This window comes from Streptomyces ferrugineus (assembly GCF_015160855.1).
GTDB classification, from domain to species: domain Bacteria; phylum Actinomycetota; class Actinomycetes; order Streptomycetales; family Streptomycetaceae; genus Streptomyces; species Streptomyces ferrugineus.
Genome location: NZ_CP063373.1, coordinates 8,678,597 through 8,696,585, shown reverse-complemented (window position 1 = coordinate 8,696,585; position 17,989 = coordinate 8,678,597). Strand labels below are relative to the sequence as shown.

Below are 17,989 nucleotides of genomic sequence, written 5' to 3'. Positions count from 1 at the left end.
GGTGGGACAGGTGCTGATTGTCACGTCCGCAAAAGACCGGATCGACAGCCCTTTGTCACATCTTCCGGTGTTAGCTTTCTGAGCTGACCTGAGCGGCGAACCTGTGTGGCAGCAGTGCACACAAGAACGAAGCGGAGCGGAACGGACCCATGGGACGAGCGGAAGAGAGACGAGCGCGGCAGCGCGGCGGCCGCCGCGCTGCACCCCGGCGTTCGTCCGGCACGCCGTCGGACACGGGCGCCGGCGAGTCGACCACCGTCATCGGCGCACCGTCGGCCGCGGTCGGCGGCCGGGCCGCGGCCCGCCGGGCGGCCAGGTCCGGGGGCAAGGGCGGTGACGGCAAGGGCCGCATACGCCGGCTGTTCACCTGGAAGAAGATCCTCGGCACGTTCCTGGGCTTCTGCCTGCTCGGCATCGGCGCCTTCATCGCGCTGTACCTGTACGTGGACATCCCGCAGGACAACGCCGCGGCACAGGCCGCGCAGCGCCAGAGCAACGTCTACAAGTACAGCGACGGCGCGGTCCTGGCCCGCGCCGGCACGGTCAACCGCGAGATCGTGGGCCTGGACAAGGTGCCGAAGAAGGTCCAGCAGTCCTTCGTCGCCGCCGAGAACAAGACCTTCTACAAGGACAACGGCATCGACCTGAAGGGCACGGCCCGCGGTGTGCTCAACACGCTGATGGGCAAGGGCGCGCAGGGTGGTTCGACCATCACCCAGCAGTACGTCAAGAACTACTACCTCAGCCAGGAGCAGACGGTCAGCCGCAAGCTCAGGGAGATGGTCATCTCCCTGAAGGTCGACCGCCAGATGTCCAAGGACGACATCCTCGCCGGCTACATCAACACCAGCTACTACGGCCGCGGCGCCTACGGCATCCAGGCCGCCGCCCAGGCCTACTACCGCGTCGACGCCGAGAAGCTCAGCGTCCAACAGGGCGCGTACCTCGCCGCATTGCTCCAGGCGCCGAGCCAGTACGACTGGCAGGCGGCGTCCGACTCCGGCAAGAGGCTGGTCACGGCCCGCTGGAACTACGTCCTGGACAACATGGTCGAGGAGGGCTGGCTGGACAAGGCCGAGCGCCAGGGCATGACGTTCCCGAAGCCGATGGAGCCGAAGCCCGCGGCCGGGCGGGAGGGCCAGAAGGGCTATCTGATCGAGCTCGCCAACCGCCAGCTCGAGGACCAGCTCATGACGGAGCAGGGCATCACCCGGGCCCAGGCCGAGGCCGCGGTCGTCGACCAGGGCTGGACCATCACCCTGAACATCGACAAGAAGAAGCAGGCCGAGCTGGAGAAGGCCGTCCAGGCGGAGCTGACCAGCAAGCTGGACAAGAAGAAGCGCAAGGTCGACGCGAACGTGCAGGCCGGCGCGGTCTCCGTCGATCCCAAGACCGGCAAGGTCGTCGCCCTGTACGGCGGCGTGGACTACTTCAAGCACTACACGAGCAACGCGACCCGCACCGACTACCAGCCCGCGTCGACGTTCAAGCCGGTGATCCTGGCCGCCGCCCTGGAGGAGAACGCCGAGACCCGGTCCGGCAAGCCGATCACCGCCAACACGGTCTACGACGGCACCAGCAAGCGCCCGGTGGTGGACGCCGACGGCGACAAGGTCGGCTTCGCACCGGAGAACGAGGACGACCAGGACTACGGCGACGTCACCGTCCAGACGGCGATGAACAAGTCCGTCAACTCCGTCTTCGCGCAGATGGGCGTGGACGTCGGCATGGAGAACGTCATGGACGTGGCGGGCAAGCTCGGCATGGACACCGCCAACGAGCAGGCGGTACCCGCGCAGACCCTGGGCACCATGGGCGCCAGCCCGCTGCAGATGGCCGGGGTGTACGCCACCCTCGACAACCATGGCAAGAAGGTCACGCCCAGCATCCTGAAGGAGGCCGAGCACAACAGCCGTAAGGTCGACATCCCGAACCCGGTGGGCGAGCAGGTCATCAGCCGGGAGACCGCGGACACGGTGACCTCGGTCCTGACGGGCGTGGTCGACGACGGTACGGCCCGGCAGTCCGTGGCGAACAACCCCAAGCGCGACGGCCAGAAGGTCGCCGGCAAGACGGGTACCTCCGACGACAACAAGTCGGCCTGGTTCACCGGCTACACACCCGACCTGGTCACCTCGGTGGGTCTGTTCGGCGAGGACGAGAAGACCCGCGCGCACACCAAGATGTACGGCGCCGGCGGCTTCGACCGCGTCAACGGCGGTGGCTTCCCGGCCGAGATCTGGGCGGCGTACATGTTCGGAGTGACGGACCCGGACGCCAAGTTCGACCTCGACACCGACCAGGGCGCGGCCGTCAAGCCCACCTGGACGCCGACCCCGACGCAGGAGCCGACGACCCAGGAGCCGACGGAAGAGCCGACGACCGAGGAGCCGACGGAGGAACCGACGACCGAGGAGCCGACGGAAGAGCCGACGACCGAGGAGCCGTCGGACGAACCGACGACTGAGGAGCCGACGACGCCCCCGACGGTCGAACCGACGGACGACATCACCCTGGACCCGAGCAGACCCGACAAGGACCGGTAGCAGAGCGGACCGGGGCGCTCAGCCCCGGTTCAACTCGAACCAGACGACCTTCCCGGTGCTCAGCCGCGTGGCTCCCCACCGTCGGGCCAGCCGGTTGACGAGGTAGAGCCCGCGCCCGCCCTCGTCGGTGGCCCGGGCCTGCCGCAGCCGCGGCAACTGCGGCACGTCGTCGCCGACCTCGCAGCGCAGCACGTCGGTCCGCAGCAGCCGCAGCGTCACCGGCCGCGAGGCGTACCGCACCGCGTTGGTGACGACCTCGCTGACCAGCAGCTCGACCGAGTCGGTGAGCTCCTCCAGGCCCCACCGGGCCAGCGCCCGCCGGGCGAGCCGCCGGGCGCGGCCGGGTGCCGCGTCCTCCGGCTCCAGGAACCAGTACGCCACGTCGCTCGGCGCGATCCCGTCGAAGCGGGCGGCGAGCAGCGCGATGTCGTCGTCGCGGTCACCCGGGCCGAGCATGTCGAGGACCTCGTCGCAGAGGGCCTCGAGGGGCGGCGGATGGTCGGGGCCGGTGAGCTGCGCGGTGGCGGCGAGCTTCTCGCGCAGTTGCTCTATGCCGGTCCACACGTCGCGCAGGCGGGACTCGACCAGGCCGTCGGTGTAGAGGAGCAGGGTCGCTCCGGCCGGCGCGTCCAGCTCCACCGCCTCGAAGTCGACGCCGCCGACGCCGATCGGGGCGCCCGCGGGCACGCGCAGCACCTCCGCGCGGCCGCCCAGGTGCAGCAGGACGGGCGGCGGGTGACCGGCGTTGGCGATGGTGATGCGGTGCGATACCGGGTCGTAGACGGCGTACAGACAGGTCGCCATGCGGTCGGTGCCCAGGCGCTGGGCCTGTTCGTCGAGGTGGTGCAGGACCTCCTGCGGGGGCAGGTCCAGGCCGGCGAGGGTCTGGGCGGTGGTCCGCAGCTGGCCCATGATCGCGGCGGAGGTCATGGAGTGGCCCATGACGTCGCCGACGACCAGGGCGACGCGGCTGCCCGGCAGCGGGATCGCGTCGTACCAGTCGCCGCCCACCCGGGCCGTCTCGGCGGCCGGCAGGTAACGGGAGGCCAGCCGTACGCCCGTCGGGCGCGGCAGCGTCTCCGGGAGCATCGTGCGCTGCAGCTCGTCGGCGATGTACGCCTCGCGGCCGTACAGCACCGCCTTGTCGATGCCGAGGGCGCTGTGCGTGGCGAGCTGGGCGGCGACCAGGAGGTCGTCCGGCTCGAAGGCGAGGCGCTCGGGGCGGCGCAGGAAGACGGCGGCGCCGATGACGCGGCGGCGGCCGCGCAGCGGGGCGAGGATCGCGCGCTGGCCGTCGGGGATGATCAACTCGCCGTCGTCGCCGAGAAGTTCCGGCAGGGCGGCACGGGCGGCGGGCGCGTCGGCGAAGACGGGCCGTACGCCGCGCAGCACCTCGGCGAGCGCGCCACCGGGCCGAACCTCGCACAGTTCGGCGGTGACGGTGGACAGCTCGGCCAGCTCGGTCGGCTCCGGCTGCTGCTGTGCGGGCAGGAAGCCGCTGTCGCTGTCGCGCTCCTCGGGGATGCGGTCGGTGCGGCGCAGGCGCAGCACGACGGGCCCGGTGGGGCGTTCGTCGCCGACCGGCAGCGGGTCGCGCAGATAGACGAGGATCGCGTCGGAGAAGGTCGGCACGGTCGCCCGGCACAGCCCCATCACGATCTCGTCCAGGTCGATGCCGCGGGCGATCCGCCGGGTCGCGGCGCCCACGAAGCGCAGCCGGTCACCGTCCCGGCGCATGGGTGTGGGCCGGCCGGACGGCAGGCTCTGTCCGGTGCGCCGCTCGGCGGACGCCGACGGCTCCTCGGTGCCCGGCTGGGGCGGGATGGCCTCCGGAACGGGCCGCGGCCGGTGGGTGTCGGGCTCGGCGGCGACGGAGGGCTGTGAGTGCTCGGGGCCGTTGCCGGCGATGACTGGGGGCTCCTTGCTCGGGCCGGACGGCGTGGTGGTGCCCGGCGTGGAGGGGGTCTCTCCGGTGCGTGCCTGCGCGGGTAAGGCGGCGCCGCCCGGGGGATGCGGCGGCGTGTCGCGCGGCGCCGGTGGTGTCGAGGTACGCACGAGCGCCCCGCGGGGCTCCGCGGGGTCGACGCCCGTCTCGGGGCGTTCGAAGGAGGTCGGCTGCTCCGTCACGCCTTTCGAATCCATCCGTCCGGGGCTGCGCGCCGCGCGTGCAGTTCGTCCCGCCGAAACTCCGATACCCGGAATACGTGCCCCAGGAACGGAATTCCCGCGTGGCCAGAGGCAGTTCCTGTGCCGCCGGTGGAGCGTCCGCCCGTCCGGGCGGTGCCCTGGTAACCCTCGCTCACGTCCTGCCGCCCCTCGGTGACGATCGGTCAAGCCCGGCGCGCACCCCGGTAGTTGCCCTTGCGCACCCTTGCGGAGGACGATCCTACGTTTGTTGCCCGGGGGCGCATCAAGGGTCTCACGACGACATGTGCGCGGGCGTGCGATCCCAGTCCTCAGGCAAAGAAGGTACAGCCCAGGAGGGATCCGGGCGCCAGTTCTGCCATCCGTCGGCGAACGGCGGCCCCCAGGCGCGGATCACCTCCACCGCCCCGAGCCCCGCCTCCCGCACCCGCGCGGCCAGCGGTTCGTCCATCAGCCCGTCCCGCTGGGCCTGCGCGAACTCGTCCTCGTCCCGCCAGTGCCAACTGCGGTCCGGGTGCACGGAGATGTCCAGGAAGTGATCCTCGGAGTCGACCCCGCCCGACCAACGGGCCAGCGGCTCCTCAAGATTCACGTACCAGTTCTTGAACCGCCACCCGGGTTCCCAGAACAGCCACACCGACCACGGCTCACCGGACCGCGCGAGCTTGAGCACCCCGGTCCCGAACCACCGGTCGCGCTGGACGGAACGCGGCTTGGTGTACCGCGTCTCCAGGGGTTCCCGGTGCACGGACGTCCCGTCGGCGAGCACCGGCTTGACGCATTCCGTGCCCGGCGCGAGCCATACGGCGAGGATCTCGTCGTCGTCGCGTACGACGGTGACCGGACGCGCGATGTGGAAGCGACGGCCCGCGTTCTCCCGGTACCGCCACAGGATCTGCGTCCCGGGCGCCCAGAAACCCGTCGCCCCGCCCGCTTCCACTTCCGTCGTCATCGCTCCACCGTCTGCCATGAACAGATATTAGGTGCCACAGGCATACGACGCTGCGGCGCCCGTCACGGTTCACGCCGCCGTGAGCATGGGTCACGGCCGTGTCATCCGCAGGACATCGAGGGCCTCGTCCAACTGCTCCAGGGTGAGGTCGCCACGCTCCACATACCCGCCCTCCAGGACGACTTGGCGGATCGTCCGCCGCTCCGCGAGGGCCTTCTTGGCGACCTTGGCGGCCTCCTCGTACCCGATGTACTTGTTGAGCGGGGTGACCACGGAGGGTGACGACTCGGCGTACTCCAGGGCCCGTTCGCGGTGCGCGACGACGCCGTCGACGGTGCGGTCGGCGAGCAGCCGGGAGGCGCCCGCGAGCAGCCGGATGGACTCCAGCACGTTCTTGGCGATGACCGGAAGCATGACATTGAGCTCGAAGTTGCCCGCGGCCCCGGCGGTGGCGACGGTGGCGTCGTTGCCGACGACCTGCGCGGCGACCATGAGCACGGCTTCCGGGATGACCGGATTGACCTTGCCCGGCATGATCGACGACCCCGGCTGGAGGTCGGGAAGGCTGATCTCGGCGAGCCCGGTGCGCGGCCCGGACGACATCCACCGCAGGTCGTTGGCGATCTTCGTCAGCCCGACGGCAATGGTCCTGAGCTGCCCACTGCTCTCCACGATCCCGTCCCGGGCACCCTGCGCCTCGAAGTGGTCCCGCGCCTCGGTGAGCGGCAGCCCGGTGGCGCGGGCCACCTCCTCGATGACGGCGGCGGAGAAGCCGGGGGGCGTGTTGATGCCGGTGCCCACGGCGGTGCCGCCGAGGGGGAGTTCGGCGAGGCGGGGGAGGGAGGCGTGCAGCCGCTCGACGCCGTACCGCATCTGGGCGGCGTACCCGCCGAACTCCTGGCCCAGCGTCACGGGCGTGGCGTCCATGAGATGGGTCCGCCCCGACTTCACCACATCGGCGAACTCCTCGGCCTTGCGCTCCAGGGAGTCGGCGAGGTGCTCCAGCGCCGGGATCAGATCACGCGTGACGGCGGCGGTGGCGGCGATGTGAATGGAGGAGGGGAAGACGTCATTGGACGACTGCGACGCGTTCACATGATCATTGGGATGCACGTCCCGCCCGAGCCGCTCGCTGGCGAGGGTGGCGATGACCTCGTTGGTGTTCATGTTGGACGAGGTCCCGGACCCGGTCTGGAACACGTCCACCGGGAAGTGCTCGTCCCACCGCCCCTCGGCGACCTCGTCGGCCGCTTCCTGGATGGCGTCGGCGATGTCCTTGTCGAGCACCCCGAGCCGCGCGTTCACCTTGGCGGCGGCGCCCTTGATCCGGGCCAGGGCCTCGATGTGGGCCCGCTCGATGCGCTGGCCGGAGAGGGGGAAGTTCTCGACGGCACGCTGCGTCTGGGCCCGCCACTTGGCGTCCACCGGGACGCGGACCTCGCCCATGGAGTCGTGCTCGATGCGGTATTCGCTCATATCGGCTATAGCGATCGGGACGGGGTGGATGTTCCGGGGAGCGGGCGGACGCGTCGCAGCTTCCTCCTGTTGCCTCGGACAGACGACTGTCCGAGGCGATATGACGCAAACCCACTTCGGCCGCCGACCGGCCCCCTCACCCGCGGGGGCGCTTGCGTTCAACGCCGACCGGCGTCGCCTCATCTCGCCCGACGTTCGGGGACGGGATCATGCCGTCCCGGGCCCTCTCACCCACCCGCGTGGGGCGCGCGCTTGCTTCCAATACCGGCCGGCGCATCTCATCCCGTCCCCGGCCCGCACCCACCCGCAGGGGGCGCCGCTTTCCAGTGCCGGTCGGGGTCGTCTTATCCCGTCTGGTGTTCAGGGACGGGATCATGCCGTCCCGGGCCCTCTCACCCACCCGCGTGGGGGGCGCGCTTGCTTCCAATGCCGGTCGGCGCATCTCATTCCGTCCCCACCCACCCGCAGGTGGCGCCGCCTTCCAGTGCCGGTCGGGGTCGTCTCGTCCCGTCCGGTGTTCGGGGACGGGACCGTGCCGTCCCCAGCCCCCACCCACCCGCAGGTGGCGCCGCCTTCCAGTGCCGGTCGGGGTCGTCTCATCCTGTCTGGTGTTCGGGGACGGGACCGTGCCGTCCCCAGCCCCCACCCACCCGCAGGTGGCGCCGCCTTCCAGTGCCGGTCGGGGTCGTCTCGTCCCGTCCGGTGTTCGGGGACGGGACCGTGCCGTCCCCAGCCCCCACCCACCCGCAGGTGGCGCCGCCTTCCAGTGCCGGTCGGCGTCGTCTCATCCTGTCTGGTGTTCGGGGACGGGACCATGCCGTCCCCAGCCCCCGCCCACCCGCAGGTGGCTCCACCTTCCAGCGTCGGCCCGCATCAGTCAGCCCGTCCGGCGTTTGAGGACAAGGCCCCTTAAGGGCCGGAGCGGGGGTCTGGGGGCGCAGCCCCCAGAAGCACGCGGGGTCGAAGGGGCGGCGCCCCTGGGGATGGGACGGGTAGGGGCGGCGGGGGCGAAACCCATCCCCGCCGCACCGCAGGAGCTACGCCAGCCCCGGACCCCGTACCGGAATCGACGTGAACGTCGGCGCCGGCGCCGGGTCCTGGAAGAAGTCGTTGCCCTTGTCGTCGACCACGATGAACGCCGGGAAGTCCTCGACCTCGATCTTCCAGACGGCCTCCATGCCGAGCTCCTCGTACTCGACGACCTCGACCTTCTTGATGCAGTCCTGCGCGAGACGCGCGGCCGGGCCGCCGATGGACCCCAGATAGAAGCCGCCGTGCGAGCCACACGCGTCCGTGACCTGCTTGCTGCGGTTGCCCTTGGCCAGCATCACCTTGGACCCACCGGCCGCCTGGAACTGCTCGACGTAGGAGTCCATGCGCCCGGCGGTCGTAGGACCGAACGAACCCGACGCATACCCCTCGGGCGTCTTCGCCGGCCCCGCGTAGTACACCGGGTGGTCCTTCAGGTACTGCGGCATCTCCTCACCCGCGTCCAGCCGCTCCTTGATCTTGGCGTGCGCGATGTCACGGGCCACGACCAGCGGGCCGGTGAGGGACAGACGGGTCTTCACCGGGTACTTGGTGAGCTCGGCGAGGATCGACTCCATCGGCTGGTTCAGGTCGATCCGCACCACGTCACCGTCGGCCTCGAGGTGCTCGTCCGTCGTCTCCGGCAGGAACCGCGCCGGATCGGTCTCCAGCTGCTCCAGGAAGACGCCCTCAGCCGTGATCTTCGCGACGGCCTGCCGGTCGGCGGAGCACGAAACAGCGATCGCGACGGGACACGACGCCCCGTGCCGCGGCAGCCGCACCACCCGCACGTCGTGGCAGAAGTACTTGCCGCCGAACTGCGCCCCGATCCCGATCCTCTGCGTCAGCTCGAAGACCTTCTCCTCCAGCTCCTTGTCCCGGAACCCGTGCCCGAGCGGCGAACCCTCGGCCGGAATCTCGTCCAGGTAGTGCGCGGAGGCGTACTTCGCCGTCTTCAGGGCGTACTCGGCGCTCGTACCGCCCACCACGATCGCCAGGTGATACGGCGGACAGGCGGCCGTACCCAGCGAACGGATCTTCTCCTCCAGGAACTTCATCATGGAGGCCTCGTTCAGAACGGCCTTGGTCTCCTGGTACAGGAAGGACTTGTTGGCCGAGCCGCCGCCCTTCGCCATGAACAGGAACTTGTAGGCGCCGCCGTCGGTGGCGTACAGCTCGATCTGCGCCGGCAGGTTCGACCCGGTGTTCTTCTCCTCCCACATGGTGAGCGGAGCCATCTGCGAGTACCGGAGGTTGAGCCTGGTGTACGCGTCGTAGATGCCGCGCGACAGGGCTTCCTCGTCCCCGCCCTGCGTCAGCACGTTCTGCCCGCGCTTGCCCATGACGATCGCCGTACCGGTGTCCTGGCACATCGGCAGGACGCCCGCCGCCGCGATGTTCGCGTTCTTCAGCAGGTCCAGCGCCACGAACTTGTCGTTGCCCGACGCCTCGGGGTCGTCGACGATGCGGCGGAGCTGGGCGAGGTGGGCCGGGCGCAGATAGTGCTGGATGTCGTGGATGGCCTCCTCGGCGAGCTTGCGCAGCGCCTCGGGCTCCACCTTGAGGAACGTGCGCCCGTCGGCCTCGAAGGTGGAGACACCCTCGGAGGTCACCAGCCGGTACGGGGTGGTGTCCTCTCCCATGGGGAGCAGATCGGTGTACGCGAACTCAGGCATCTCAGCCCATTCCTCACTCGGCAGACGGCAGCCGCCTCCATTGGCGGCCTCCTCAGCGTAGAACCTGTCCAACCCCGGAAGCTTGTGAGGTAAGGCTCAGTTCGTCATCCACAGGGGTATCGCGATCTATCGTGTTTCGGTACGCTGCTGCCGTGGACCTACAGAAGCAGACCGCACCGGCGCCGGCATCGGCACAGGCACCCGCTGCCGCCACCGAGCTCCGCGCCTCCGACGCCGACCGCGACCGGATCGCCGACATCCTGCGCGACGCCCTGGCCGAGGGCCGCCTCACCGCCGACGAGCACGCCGAACGCGTCGAGGGCGTACTGGCGGCGAAGACGGTCGGTGAACTGGACGTGTTCATACGGGACCTGCCCGCCGCCCAGCAGCGCCGGGCCTCTCATCCGCCCGCCCCCGGCCGCCCGGCCCCGGGCGCGATCCCGGCCGAACCCGACGACAACGTGGTGGCGGTCTTCAGCTGCGCCGTCCGCAAGGGCCGCTGGCGCGCGGGCCGCCGTATCCACGCGTATGCGATCTTCGGCAGCGTGGAGATAGACCTCAGCGAGGCGCTCTTCGAGTACCAGCACGTGATGATCCGGGCGATCTCGGTCTTCGGCAACGTCGAGGTACGCGTCCCGGAGAACGTCTCGCTGCGCGGCACCGGCGGCGGTGTGCTGGGCAACTTCGAGGTGGACCACCTCGACGCGGAGGACGCCGAGGCGCCGGTCGTCCAGGTCGACGGCTGGGCCGTGCTCGGCAACATCGAGGGCAGGGCGAAGCGGGGCAAGCTCGTCGCGGACATCCTCGACCGTGTTCAGCGCAAGGTCGACAAGGGTTTGCGCAAACATCTGGATCGTTGACGGTTGTGAATCGGGCCGGGACTCTCCTGCCCGGAGGCCGCCGACAGACCGGCACATCGGCGTGCGGGACCCCCCGAAAACCAGCGGTTCGGAACTGACTGCATAGGCGCGCGCACAGCGGGTAGACCTTGCTGCATCGTCTCTCGCTCGCGAAGCCGTCGTCAGGAGTAGACCGTGCTGCAACCGCCGCATTCGTCCCTGCAGGTAGCTGCCGTTCCGGCCCAGCGGGTGCCAGCGCGAGACAGGGATCAAGACGCCCCATGGCATACCGAGGCCGTGTGCCGCCGTGACGAGGCCGGCCTGTTCTTCGCGCCCTCGAAGGAGCCCACCGCGGCCCGTCTCTCCCGTGAGGAAGCGGCCAAGCGGGTCTGCGCCCGCTGCCCCGTCATGGTCGAGTGCCGCGAGCACGCCCTCCTCCAGCCCGAACCGTACGGCGTCTGGGGCGGCCTCACGGCAGCGGAACGCCGAGTGGTGCTGGCGAGGCGCCGCCGCCGCGAAATGGAACTGAAGAAGGCGGCGAGGACGGCGAACCGGATAGCACAGGCAGGCTGACAAGCAGAAAGAGGGCGCCCCCTCCGCACCGGGGGCGCCCTCTTGGCTGTGCGCCGGCTACTTCGCCCTGTCGAAGTCGATCGCGCTGTACGCCCGCAGCTTGCTCAGCCGGTGCTCGGAGTCGATCCGCCGCACCGTCCCCGACTTCGACCGCATCACGATCGAGTCGGTGGTCGCGGTCTCCGACCGGTACCGCACCCCCCGCAGCAGCTCACCGTCGGTGATCCCGGTCGCCACGAAGAACACGTTGTCCCCGGCCACCAGGTCATCGGTCATCAGCACCCGGTCGAGGTCGTGCCCGGCGTCGATCGCGCGCTGCCGCTCCTCGTCGTCCTTCGGCCACAGCTTGCCCTGGATGGTGCCGCCGAGGCACTTCACGGCACAGGCCGAGATGATCCCCTCCGGCGTACCGCCGATGCCGAGCAGCATGTCGACGCCGGTGCCCTCGCGCAGCGCGTAGATCGACCCCGCGACATCGCCGTCGGAGATCAGCTTGATCCGCGCGCCCGCGTCCCGGATCTCCTTGATGATGCCCTCGTGCCGGGGCCGGTCGAGGATGACCACCGTCACGTCCTCCGGCGTCGACCGCTTCGCCTTGGCGACCCGGCGGATGTTGACCTCCACGGGCGCGTTGATGTCGACGAAGTCGGCGGCCTCGGGGCCCGTGACCAGCTTGTCCATGTAGAAGACGGCGGACGGGTCGAACATCGACCCCCGGTCGGCGGCCGCGAGGACGGCGATCGCGTTGGGCATGCCCTTCGCGGTCAGGGTGGTCCCGTCGATCGGGTCGACGGCGATGTCGCACTCCGGCCCGGTCCCGTCGCCGACGCGCTCGCCGTTGAAGAGCATCGGCGCCTCGTCCTTCTCGCCCTCACCGATGACGACGACGCCGTTCATCGACACGGTGTGGACGAGAGTCCGCATGGCGCGCACCGCGGCACCGTCGGCGCCGTTCTTGTCGCCGCGCCCGACCCAGCGGCCGGCGGCCATCGCCGCCGCCTCGGTCACACGGACCAGCTCCAGGGCGAGGTTGCGGTCGGGAGCTTCACTGGGGACTTCGAGCTCGGACGGCAGATGATGATGATTCTCGGTCATCGAGGCGCACCTTTCTGATACGACGACGGCCGGATGAGGGTGACGACCCTGACTCTATCCTCGGGCACGCAGAATGAGCAGGGGACCCCACGGATGAGCGGGCGGGGCACCTGCGACGATAGGGGGCGTGGCAGGTTCGAACGGTAAGCAGAAGTCGGTCCGCAACATGGTCCTCTCCCTCGGGGTGACCCTGCTCGCGGCGGGAGTCATCTACATCTTCGTCCCCCATGACGACAGCGCTCCCGAACTCCCCCGGGTCGACTACCGCGTCGAACTGCTCACGGCCAGCCGTGCGGCGTCGTACCCCGTGGTGGCGCCCGAGGGACTGCCCGACTCCTGGAAGGCGACGTCCGTCCGCTTCAGGGGCGACGAATTCGACGCCTGGCATCTCGGCTTCCACACCGCCGGCGGGGACTACGTCCAGGTCGAGCAGTCGGCCGAGAAGCCGGCGACGTTCCTGGAGAAGGCCACCCAGGGCGGGCGGGCGACCGAGGTCACCGAGAAGATCGGCGACCGGACGTGGACGCGCTACACGGGCGGCCGCTACGACGCGCTCGTGCACCAGGAGAAGGGTGCGACGACCGTGGTGGCGGGCACGGGGTCGTTCGAGCAGCTGACGCGGATGGCGAAGGCGCTCAAGGCGCAGTGACGCTCCTGGCATGACGAAGGCCCCCGGCGTTCCGGCCGGGGGCCCTTTTGTCATCCGTCGTGTCTTCCGTGGTCGGTTCAGACCGTGGTGACGACCTGGTCGAAGTCCAGCCGCGGGGAGCGCGGGTACCAGGCGTCGGCGCCCGGCTTGCCGATGTTGACGACCATCAGCGGGGTGTGGTCGTCGTCCAGGAACTCCTTGCGGACGCCCTCGAAGTCGAAGCCGGTCATCGGGCCGGCGGCCAGCCCCGCGGCGCGGACGCCGACGATGAAGTACGCGGCCTGGAGGGCGGCGTTCAGCCCGGCGGCGTTCTCGCGGGCCGGGCGCTCGCTGAAGAAGACGTCCTTGGCCTGCGGGAACGCCGGGAACAGGGTCGGCAGCTCCTCGTGGAACTCGTTGTCCGCGGCGAGGATCGCGACCAGCGGCGCGGTGGCGGTCTTGGCCTGGTTGCCCTCGGCCATGTGCCGCACCAGGCGCTCACGGGCCTCGGCGGAGCGGACCAGGGTGATGCGCAGCGGGGTCTGGTTGAAGGCGGTGGGGCCGTACTTGACCAGGTCGTAGATCGCCTGGATCTGCTCCTCGGTCACCGGCTCGTCGGTGAACGTGTTCGCGGTGCGGGCCTCGCGGAACAGCAGGTCCTGGGCGGCGGGGTCAAGAACGAGAGACATGCGTGAACCTTCTCGGGGTGTGCGTGTACGCGGACCGGGGTCCGCTTGACGTTCTCGACGGTACGCGAGACAAGTTCAACCTTCAACAAAAAATGGGGTGTGGTGATCCGCTTCACAACCTCACCAAAGAACGACGACGCGGGACCCGCCCTACGAGTCGCCCGCACCGTCCGCGCGCTCGGCCAGCGCCTGCTCGGCCTCGGCCTCCTCGGCGAGGGCCGCGTCCAGCCGCGCCCGCGCCCCGTCCAGCCAGCGCCGGCACACCTTGGCCAGCTCCTCGCCCCGCTCCCAGAGCGCGAGAGACTCCTCCAGCGTCGTACCGCCCGCCTCCAGCCGCCGTACGACCTCGATCAGCTCGTCCCGGGCCTGCTCGTACCCGAGTGCCTCATCCACCTTGCTGGTCATGCGCCCACCCTATGCATCGCTGTGTGCATCGCTCTGTGCATCGCCCGGTCCGTCGACCCGTACCGAGAACTCCCCCTCGGCGACCCGCGCCCGCAGCGCCTCGTCCGCCGTCACCTCGTCCGGATCCCGGACCACATGCCCGTCGGCCTTCTGCAGCACCGCGTACCCCCGCTTCAGGGTCGCCGCGGGGGAGAGGGCCACCACGCGCGCGTGCGTGTGCGTCAGCTCGGAGTCGGCGCGGTCGAGGAGGTGGCCGAGGCAGCGCCGGCCGCGGTCGAGGAGCGCGGCCACATGATCGGCCCGCTCGTCGATCATCCGGTGCGGATCCTCTATCGAGGGCCGCGCGAGGGCGTGCGCGAGCCCGCGCTCCTCCCGCTCCACGAACCCCTCGACACACCGCCGGGCCCGGTCGCGCAGCATCCGCACCCGCTCGTACTCCTCCCCGACATCCGGTACGACCTTCTTCGCGGCGTCGGTCGGGGTGGAGGCGCGCAGATCGGCGACGTGGTCGAGGAGGGGATTGTCGGGCTCGTGCCCGATGGCGGACACGACGGGCGTACGGCAGGAGGCGACGGCCCGTACCAGCTGCTCGTCGGAGAAGGGCAGCAGATCCTCGACGCTACCGCCCCCACGCGCGACGATGATCACGTCCACGTCGTCGATCTCGTCGAGCTCCTTCACCGCCTGCACGACCTGCGGCACGGCGTGCACGCCCTGCACGGCGACGTTGCGCACCTCGAAGCGGACGGCGGGCCAGCGGTGGCGGGCGTTCTCCAGGACGTCCCGCTCGGCGGCGGACGCCCGGCCGCACACAAGGCCGATGAGCTGCGGAAGAAAGGGGAGTGCCTTCTTCCGCTCCGGCGCGAAGAGCCCCTCGGAGGCGAGCGCCTTCTTCAGCATCTCCAGCCGCGCGAGCAGCTCACCGACGCCGACGGGCCTTATCTCCGTGGCGCGCAGGGAGAGCTGGCCACGCGGGGCGTACCACTCGGGCTTGGCGAGCACGACGACCCGGGCGCCCTCGCTCACCACGTCGGCGACGGCGTCGAACACCTGCCGGTAGCAGGTCACGCTCACCGAGATGTCGTACGAGGGATCCCGCAACGTCAGAAACACCACGCCGGCCCCGGGCCGCCGCGACAACTGAGTGATCTGCCCCTCGACCCACACCGCCCCGAGCCGATCGATCCACCCCCCGATGAGCCGCGACACCTCGCCGACGGGCAGGGGGGACTCCGGGGTCGTGTTCACAGCCATGCGCCGAGCGTAACGGCCACCACCGACAACGCCGGTCGGCCGGTGGGCGCGGGGCGGGAGACACACGGCCCGCGCCGCGCCACCGTGCCGCTCCCCCGGACGACCTCACGCCCCCTCCGTCGCCCCCGCCCCCTCCCCTCACAGCCCGTGGCCGATCCCGCCACCAACCCGTCACCCGCGCGACCTTCGACCCCCCGAACGCACCCTTACGATGGGACGCATGACTGCTTCGCCTGGCCGCCGTGTCCTGCTCGCCGCCCCCCGTGGCTACTGCGCGGGTGTGGACCGCGCCGTGATCGCCGTCGAGAAAGCCCTGGAGCAGTACGGCGCTCCGGTGTACGTCCGCCACGAGATCGTCCACAACAGGTACGTCGTGCAGACCCTGGAGAAGAAGGGCGCCGTCTTCGTCGAGCGGACGGAGGAGGTGCCGCCGGGCAACATCGTCATGTTCTCGGCGCACGGCGTGGCCCCCGTCGTCCACGAAGAGGCCGAGCGCGGCAGGCTCGCCACCATCGACGCGACCTGCCCGCTGGTCACCAAGGTCCACAAGGAAGCCGTCCGCTTCGCCAAGGAGGACTACGACATCCTCCTGATCGGGCACGAGGGCCACGAAGAGGTCATCGGCACGTCCGGCGAGGCACCGGAGCACATCCAGCTCGTCGACGGACCGTCCGACGTCGCCAAGGTCGAGGTCCGCGACTCCTCGAAGGTCGTCTGGCTCTCCCAGACCACCCTCTCCGTCGACGAGACCATGGAGACCGTCGACGCCCTGAAGGAGAAGTTCCCGCAGCTCATCTCCCCGCCCAGCGACGACATCTGCTACGCCACGCAGAACCGCCAGCTCGCGGTGAAGCAGATGGGCGCCGAGGCCGAGCTGGTCATCGTGGTCGGCTCGCGCAACTCCTCCAACTCCAAGCGACTGGTCGAGGTCGCCAAGCTGGCCGGCTCCCGCGAGGCCTACCTCGTGGACTTCGCCAGCGAAATCGACGAGGCCTGGCTCGAGGGTGTCACGACGGTGGGCGTCACCTCCGGCGCCTCCGTACCGGAGGTGCTGGTCGAGGAGGTCCTCCAGTGGCTCGCCGAGCACGGCTACGGCGATGTGGAGCTGGTGCGGGCGGCCGAGGAGTCGATCACCTTCTCGCTGCCCAAGGAACTCCGCCGTGACCTGCGCGAGGAGGCGGCGGCGCTGATCGCCGAGCGGACCGGGGCCGCGGACTCCGGTGACTCCGGGGAGTGACCGTCAGTCCTGCGTCGTAACGTAGGGCCATGCAGATCTTCGGCTTGGACATCGGTGGATCCGGGATCAAGGGCGCCCCTGTGGACCTGGACAGGGGCGACCTCGCGGAGGAGCGCTTCAAGGTGCTCACCCCGCAGCCGGCCACGCCCGACGGGGTGGCCGACGGCGTGCGGCAGGTCGTCGAGCACTACGGCTGGCGGGGCCCGGTCGGGCTGACCTTCCCTGGCGTGGTCACCGGAGGTGCCACGATCCGTACGGCGGCGAACGTCGACAAGAGCTGGATCGACACCGACGCCCGCGCACTGTTCGGCGAGCGCCTCGGCGGCCACCCGGTGACCGTGGTCAACGACGCGGACGCGGCCGGCGTCGCCGAGATGCACTTCGGCGCGGGCCGCGACCGCAAGGGCACCGTGATCCTCCTCACCTTCGGCACCGGCATCGGCAGCGCCGTCTTCATCGACGGCGCCCTGGTCCCCAACACCGAGCTGGGCCACCTGGAACTGCACGGCCATGACGCCGAGAAGCGCGCCTCCAGCAAGGCCAAGGAGGACGAGGACCTGAGCTGGGAGCACTGGGCGCACCGCGTCCAGAAGTACCTCGCCCATGTCGAGATGCTGTTCTCGCCGGAGCTGTTCATCATCGGCGGCGGGGTGAGCCGGAAGTCCCACAAGTTCCTGCACCACATCGAGGGCATCAAGGCAGAGATCGTCCCGGCCCAGCTCCAGAACAACGCCGGCATCGTGGGCGCGGCGATGCACGCGGCGGAGTCGGACGGCTAGCCGCCGCTCACGACGGCCGACGGCGGGCCGCCACCCGCCGGGCCACCAGCCGCACTCTCCGTACGATCACGATGAGGCCGGCGATCAGCGTCCCCCCGTACAGCCATCCGGCCTCGGTGGCGAGGGCGGTCACGAGCCCCATCAGGTGCCCGCCGAACCCCCCGCCGCCGTCGGCCACCGGCAGCAGCCCCACGGCGAACGCGATCGGCACGACCACCGGCGCGGTCAGCAGATCGCCCTCGCGCACCCATACGGCGGTCAGCGCACACACCGGCAGGAACAGCACCCCGTACAGCGTGAGCGACCCGAACAGCAGCGAGTCGAGGTAGCCGAGCAGCAGCATCACGGCCCCGCAGAACAGCCCGGTGCCCAGCCCCGTGAGCCGGGGGTCGGGAAACCGGCGCGGGGCCTGCGGCGCGGGGGCCGGCGGCCCGGGACGCCGTACGGCCGCAGCCGCCTGCTCGGCACTTGGCCGGCGCTGGGAGACGGGCCGGGTGGAGCGGGCGGGCTGGGCCGGAGCACGGGACGACCGACCGCCCCACACGGCCCGCTTCACACCACCTCCACCTCCACTCCTGCCCCCGCTGCTGCCACGCCCCGTACGCCCCTCGCCCCGCTCCACACCAACCCCGTCCGGCGCGCATCCGCGCTCACCCCGCGCGAACC

General features: G+C 70.5%; 15 protein-coding genes. 6 read left to right on the top strand and 9 right to left on the bottom strand.

Features of this window, described 5'->3' with window-relative positions; all coding sequences use genetic code 11:
- Positions 1-149 precede the first annotated feature (149 nt).
- Positions 150-2,546 (top strand): transglycosylase domain-containing protein, encoded by a 2,397-nt coding sequence (locus IM697_RS38610; RefSeq protein ID WP_194041298.1) that lies wholly within the window; start codon positions 150-152, stop codon positions 2,544-2,546.
- Between the two features lie 18 nt (positions 2,547-2,564).
- Here IM697_RS38610 and IM697_RS38605 read toward each other — a convergent pair whose 3' ends face one another.
- From IM697_RS38605 to IM697_RS38590, 4 genes are all read right to left on the bottom strand, one after another.
- Positions 2,565-4,688 carry an ATP-binding SpoIIE family protein phosphatase gene (locus IM697_RS38605; RefSeq protein ID WP_194041296.1) on the bottom strand — a complete coding sequence of 708 codons (2,124 nt, stop codon included), beginning with the start codon at positions 4,686-4,688 and terminating at the stop codon, positions 2,565-2,567.
- 277 nt (positions 4,689-4,965) lie between these two features.
- Complete coding sequence (gene fomD / locus IM697_RS38600; RefSeq protein ID WP_194041294.1) at positions 4,966-5,661, bottom strand: cytidylyl-2-hydroxypropylphosphonate hydrolase; 696 nt, start codon at positions 5,659-5,661, stop codon at positions 4,966-4,968.
- 72 nt (positions 5,662-5,733) lie between these two features.
- The gene (locus IM697_RS38595) at positions 5,734-7,119 is read right to left on the bottom strand and encodes a class II fumarate hydratase (RefSeq protein ID WP_194041292.1); all 1,386 of its coding nucleotides are present in this window, start codon (positions 7,117-7,119) and stop codon (positions 5,734-5,736) included.
- Between the two features lie 1,037 nt (positions 7,120-8,156).
- Positions 8,157-9,824, bottom strand: a complete 1,668-nt coding sequence (locus IM697_RS38590) for a fumarate hydratase (RefSeq protein WP_194041290.1) — start codon at positions 9,822-9,824, stop codon at positions 8,157-8,159.
- 152 nt (positions 9,825-9,976) lie between these two features.
- Here IM697_RS38590 and IM697_RS38585 point away from each other — a divergent pair, with 152 nt between their 5' ends.
- Both IM697_RS38585 and IM697_RS38580 read left to right on the top strand, forming a co-directional pair.
- Entirely contained in the window at positions 9,977-10,684 is a 708-nt protein-coding gene (locus IM697_RS38585; RefSeq protein WP_194041288.1) for a DUF1707 SHOCT-like domain-containing protein, read from the top strand.
- A gap of 174 nt (positions 10,685-10,858) precedes the next feature.
- Entirely contained in the window at positions 10,859-11,236 is a 378-nt protein-coding gene (locus tag IM697_RS38580) for a WhiB family transcriptional regulator (RefSeq protein ID WP_194041286.1), read from the top strand.
- Positions 11,237-11,293: 57 nt separating this feature from the next.
- Here IM697_RS38580 and glpX read toward each other — a convergent pair whose 3' ends face one another.
- Positions 11,294-12,331 (bottom strand): class II fructose-bisphosphatase, encoded by a 1,038-nt coding sequence (gene glpX / locus IM697_RS38575; RefSeq protein WP_194041284.1) that lies wholly within the window; start codon positions 12,329-12,331, stop codon positions 11,294-11,296.
- Positions 12,332-12,458: 127 nt separating this feature from the next.
- Here glpX and IM697_RS38570 point away from each other — a divergent pair, with 127 nt between their 5' ends.
- Positions 12,459-12,980 (top strand): DUF4245 domain-containing protein, encoded by a 522-nt coding sequence (locus IM697_RS38570; RefSeq protein ID WP_194041282.1) that lies wholly within the window; start codon positions 12,459-12,461, stop codon positions 12,978-12,980.
- A 77-nt stretch (positions 12,981-13,057) separates the two neighbouring features.
- Here the strand turns inward: IM697_RS38570 and IM697_RS38565 are convergent, their stop codons facing one another.
- From IM697_RS38565 to xseA, 3 genes are all read right to left on the bottom strand, one after another.
- On the bottom strand, positions 13,058-13,648 hold the full coding sequence (locus IM697_RS38565; protein ID WP_194041280.1) for a malonic semialdehyde reductase: 591 nt from the start codon (positions 13,646-13,648) through the stop codon (positions 13,058-13,060).
- Between the two features lie 150 nt (positions 13,649-13,798).
- Positions 13,799-14,053, bottom strand: coding sequence for an exodeoxyribonuclease VII small subunit (locus IM697_RS38560; protein WP_194041278.1), 255 nt, complete (start codon positions 14,051-14,053; stop codon positions 13,799-13,801).
- Positions 14,054-14,062: 9 nt separating this feature from the next.
- Positions 14,063-15,307, bottom strand: coding sequence for an exodeoxyribonuclease VII large subunit (gene xseA / locus IM697_RS38555; protein WP_194041276.1), 1,245 nt, complete (start codon positions 15,305-15,307; stop codon positions 14,063-14,065).
- Positions 15,308-15,527: 220 nt separating this feature from the next.
- Here xseA and IM697_RS38550 point away from each other — a divergent pair, with 220 nt between their 5' ends.
- Together IM697_RS38550 and ppgK are read left to right on the top strand one after the other, a co-directional pair.
- Positions 15,528-16,544 (top strand): 4-hydroxy-3-methylbut-2-enyl diphosphate reductase, encoded by a 1,017-nt coding sequence (locus IM697_RS38550; protein WP_194041274.1) that lies wholly within the window; start codon positions 15,528-15,530, stop codon positions 16,542-16,544.
- 29 nt (positions 16,545-16,573) lie between these two features.
- Entirely contained in the window at positions 16,574-17,323 is a 750-nt protein-coding gene (ppgK, locus tag IM697_RS38545; protein ID WP_194041272.1) for a polyphosphate--glucose phosphotransferase, read from the top strand.
- Between the two features lie 7 nt (positions 17,324-17,330).
- Here the strand turns inward: ppgK and IM697_RS38540 are convergent, their stop codons facing one another.
- Entirely contained in the window at positions 17,331-17,879 is a 549-nt protein-coding gene (locus tag IM697_RS38540; RefSeq protein ID WP_194041270.1) for a DUF6542 domain-containing protein, read from the bottom strand.
- Positions 17,880-17,989: the final 110 nt, after the last annotated feature.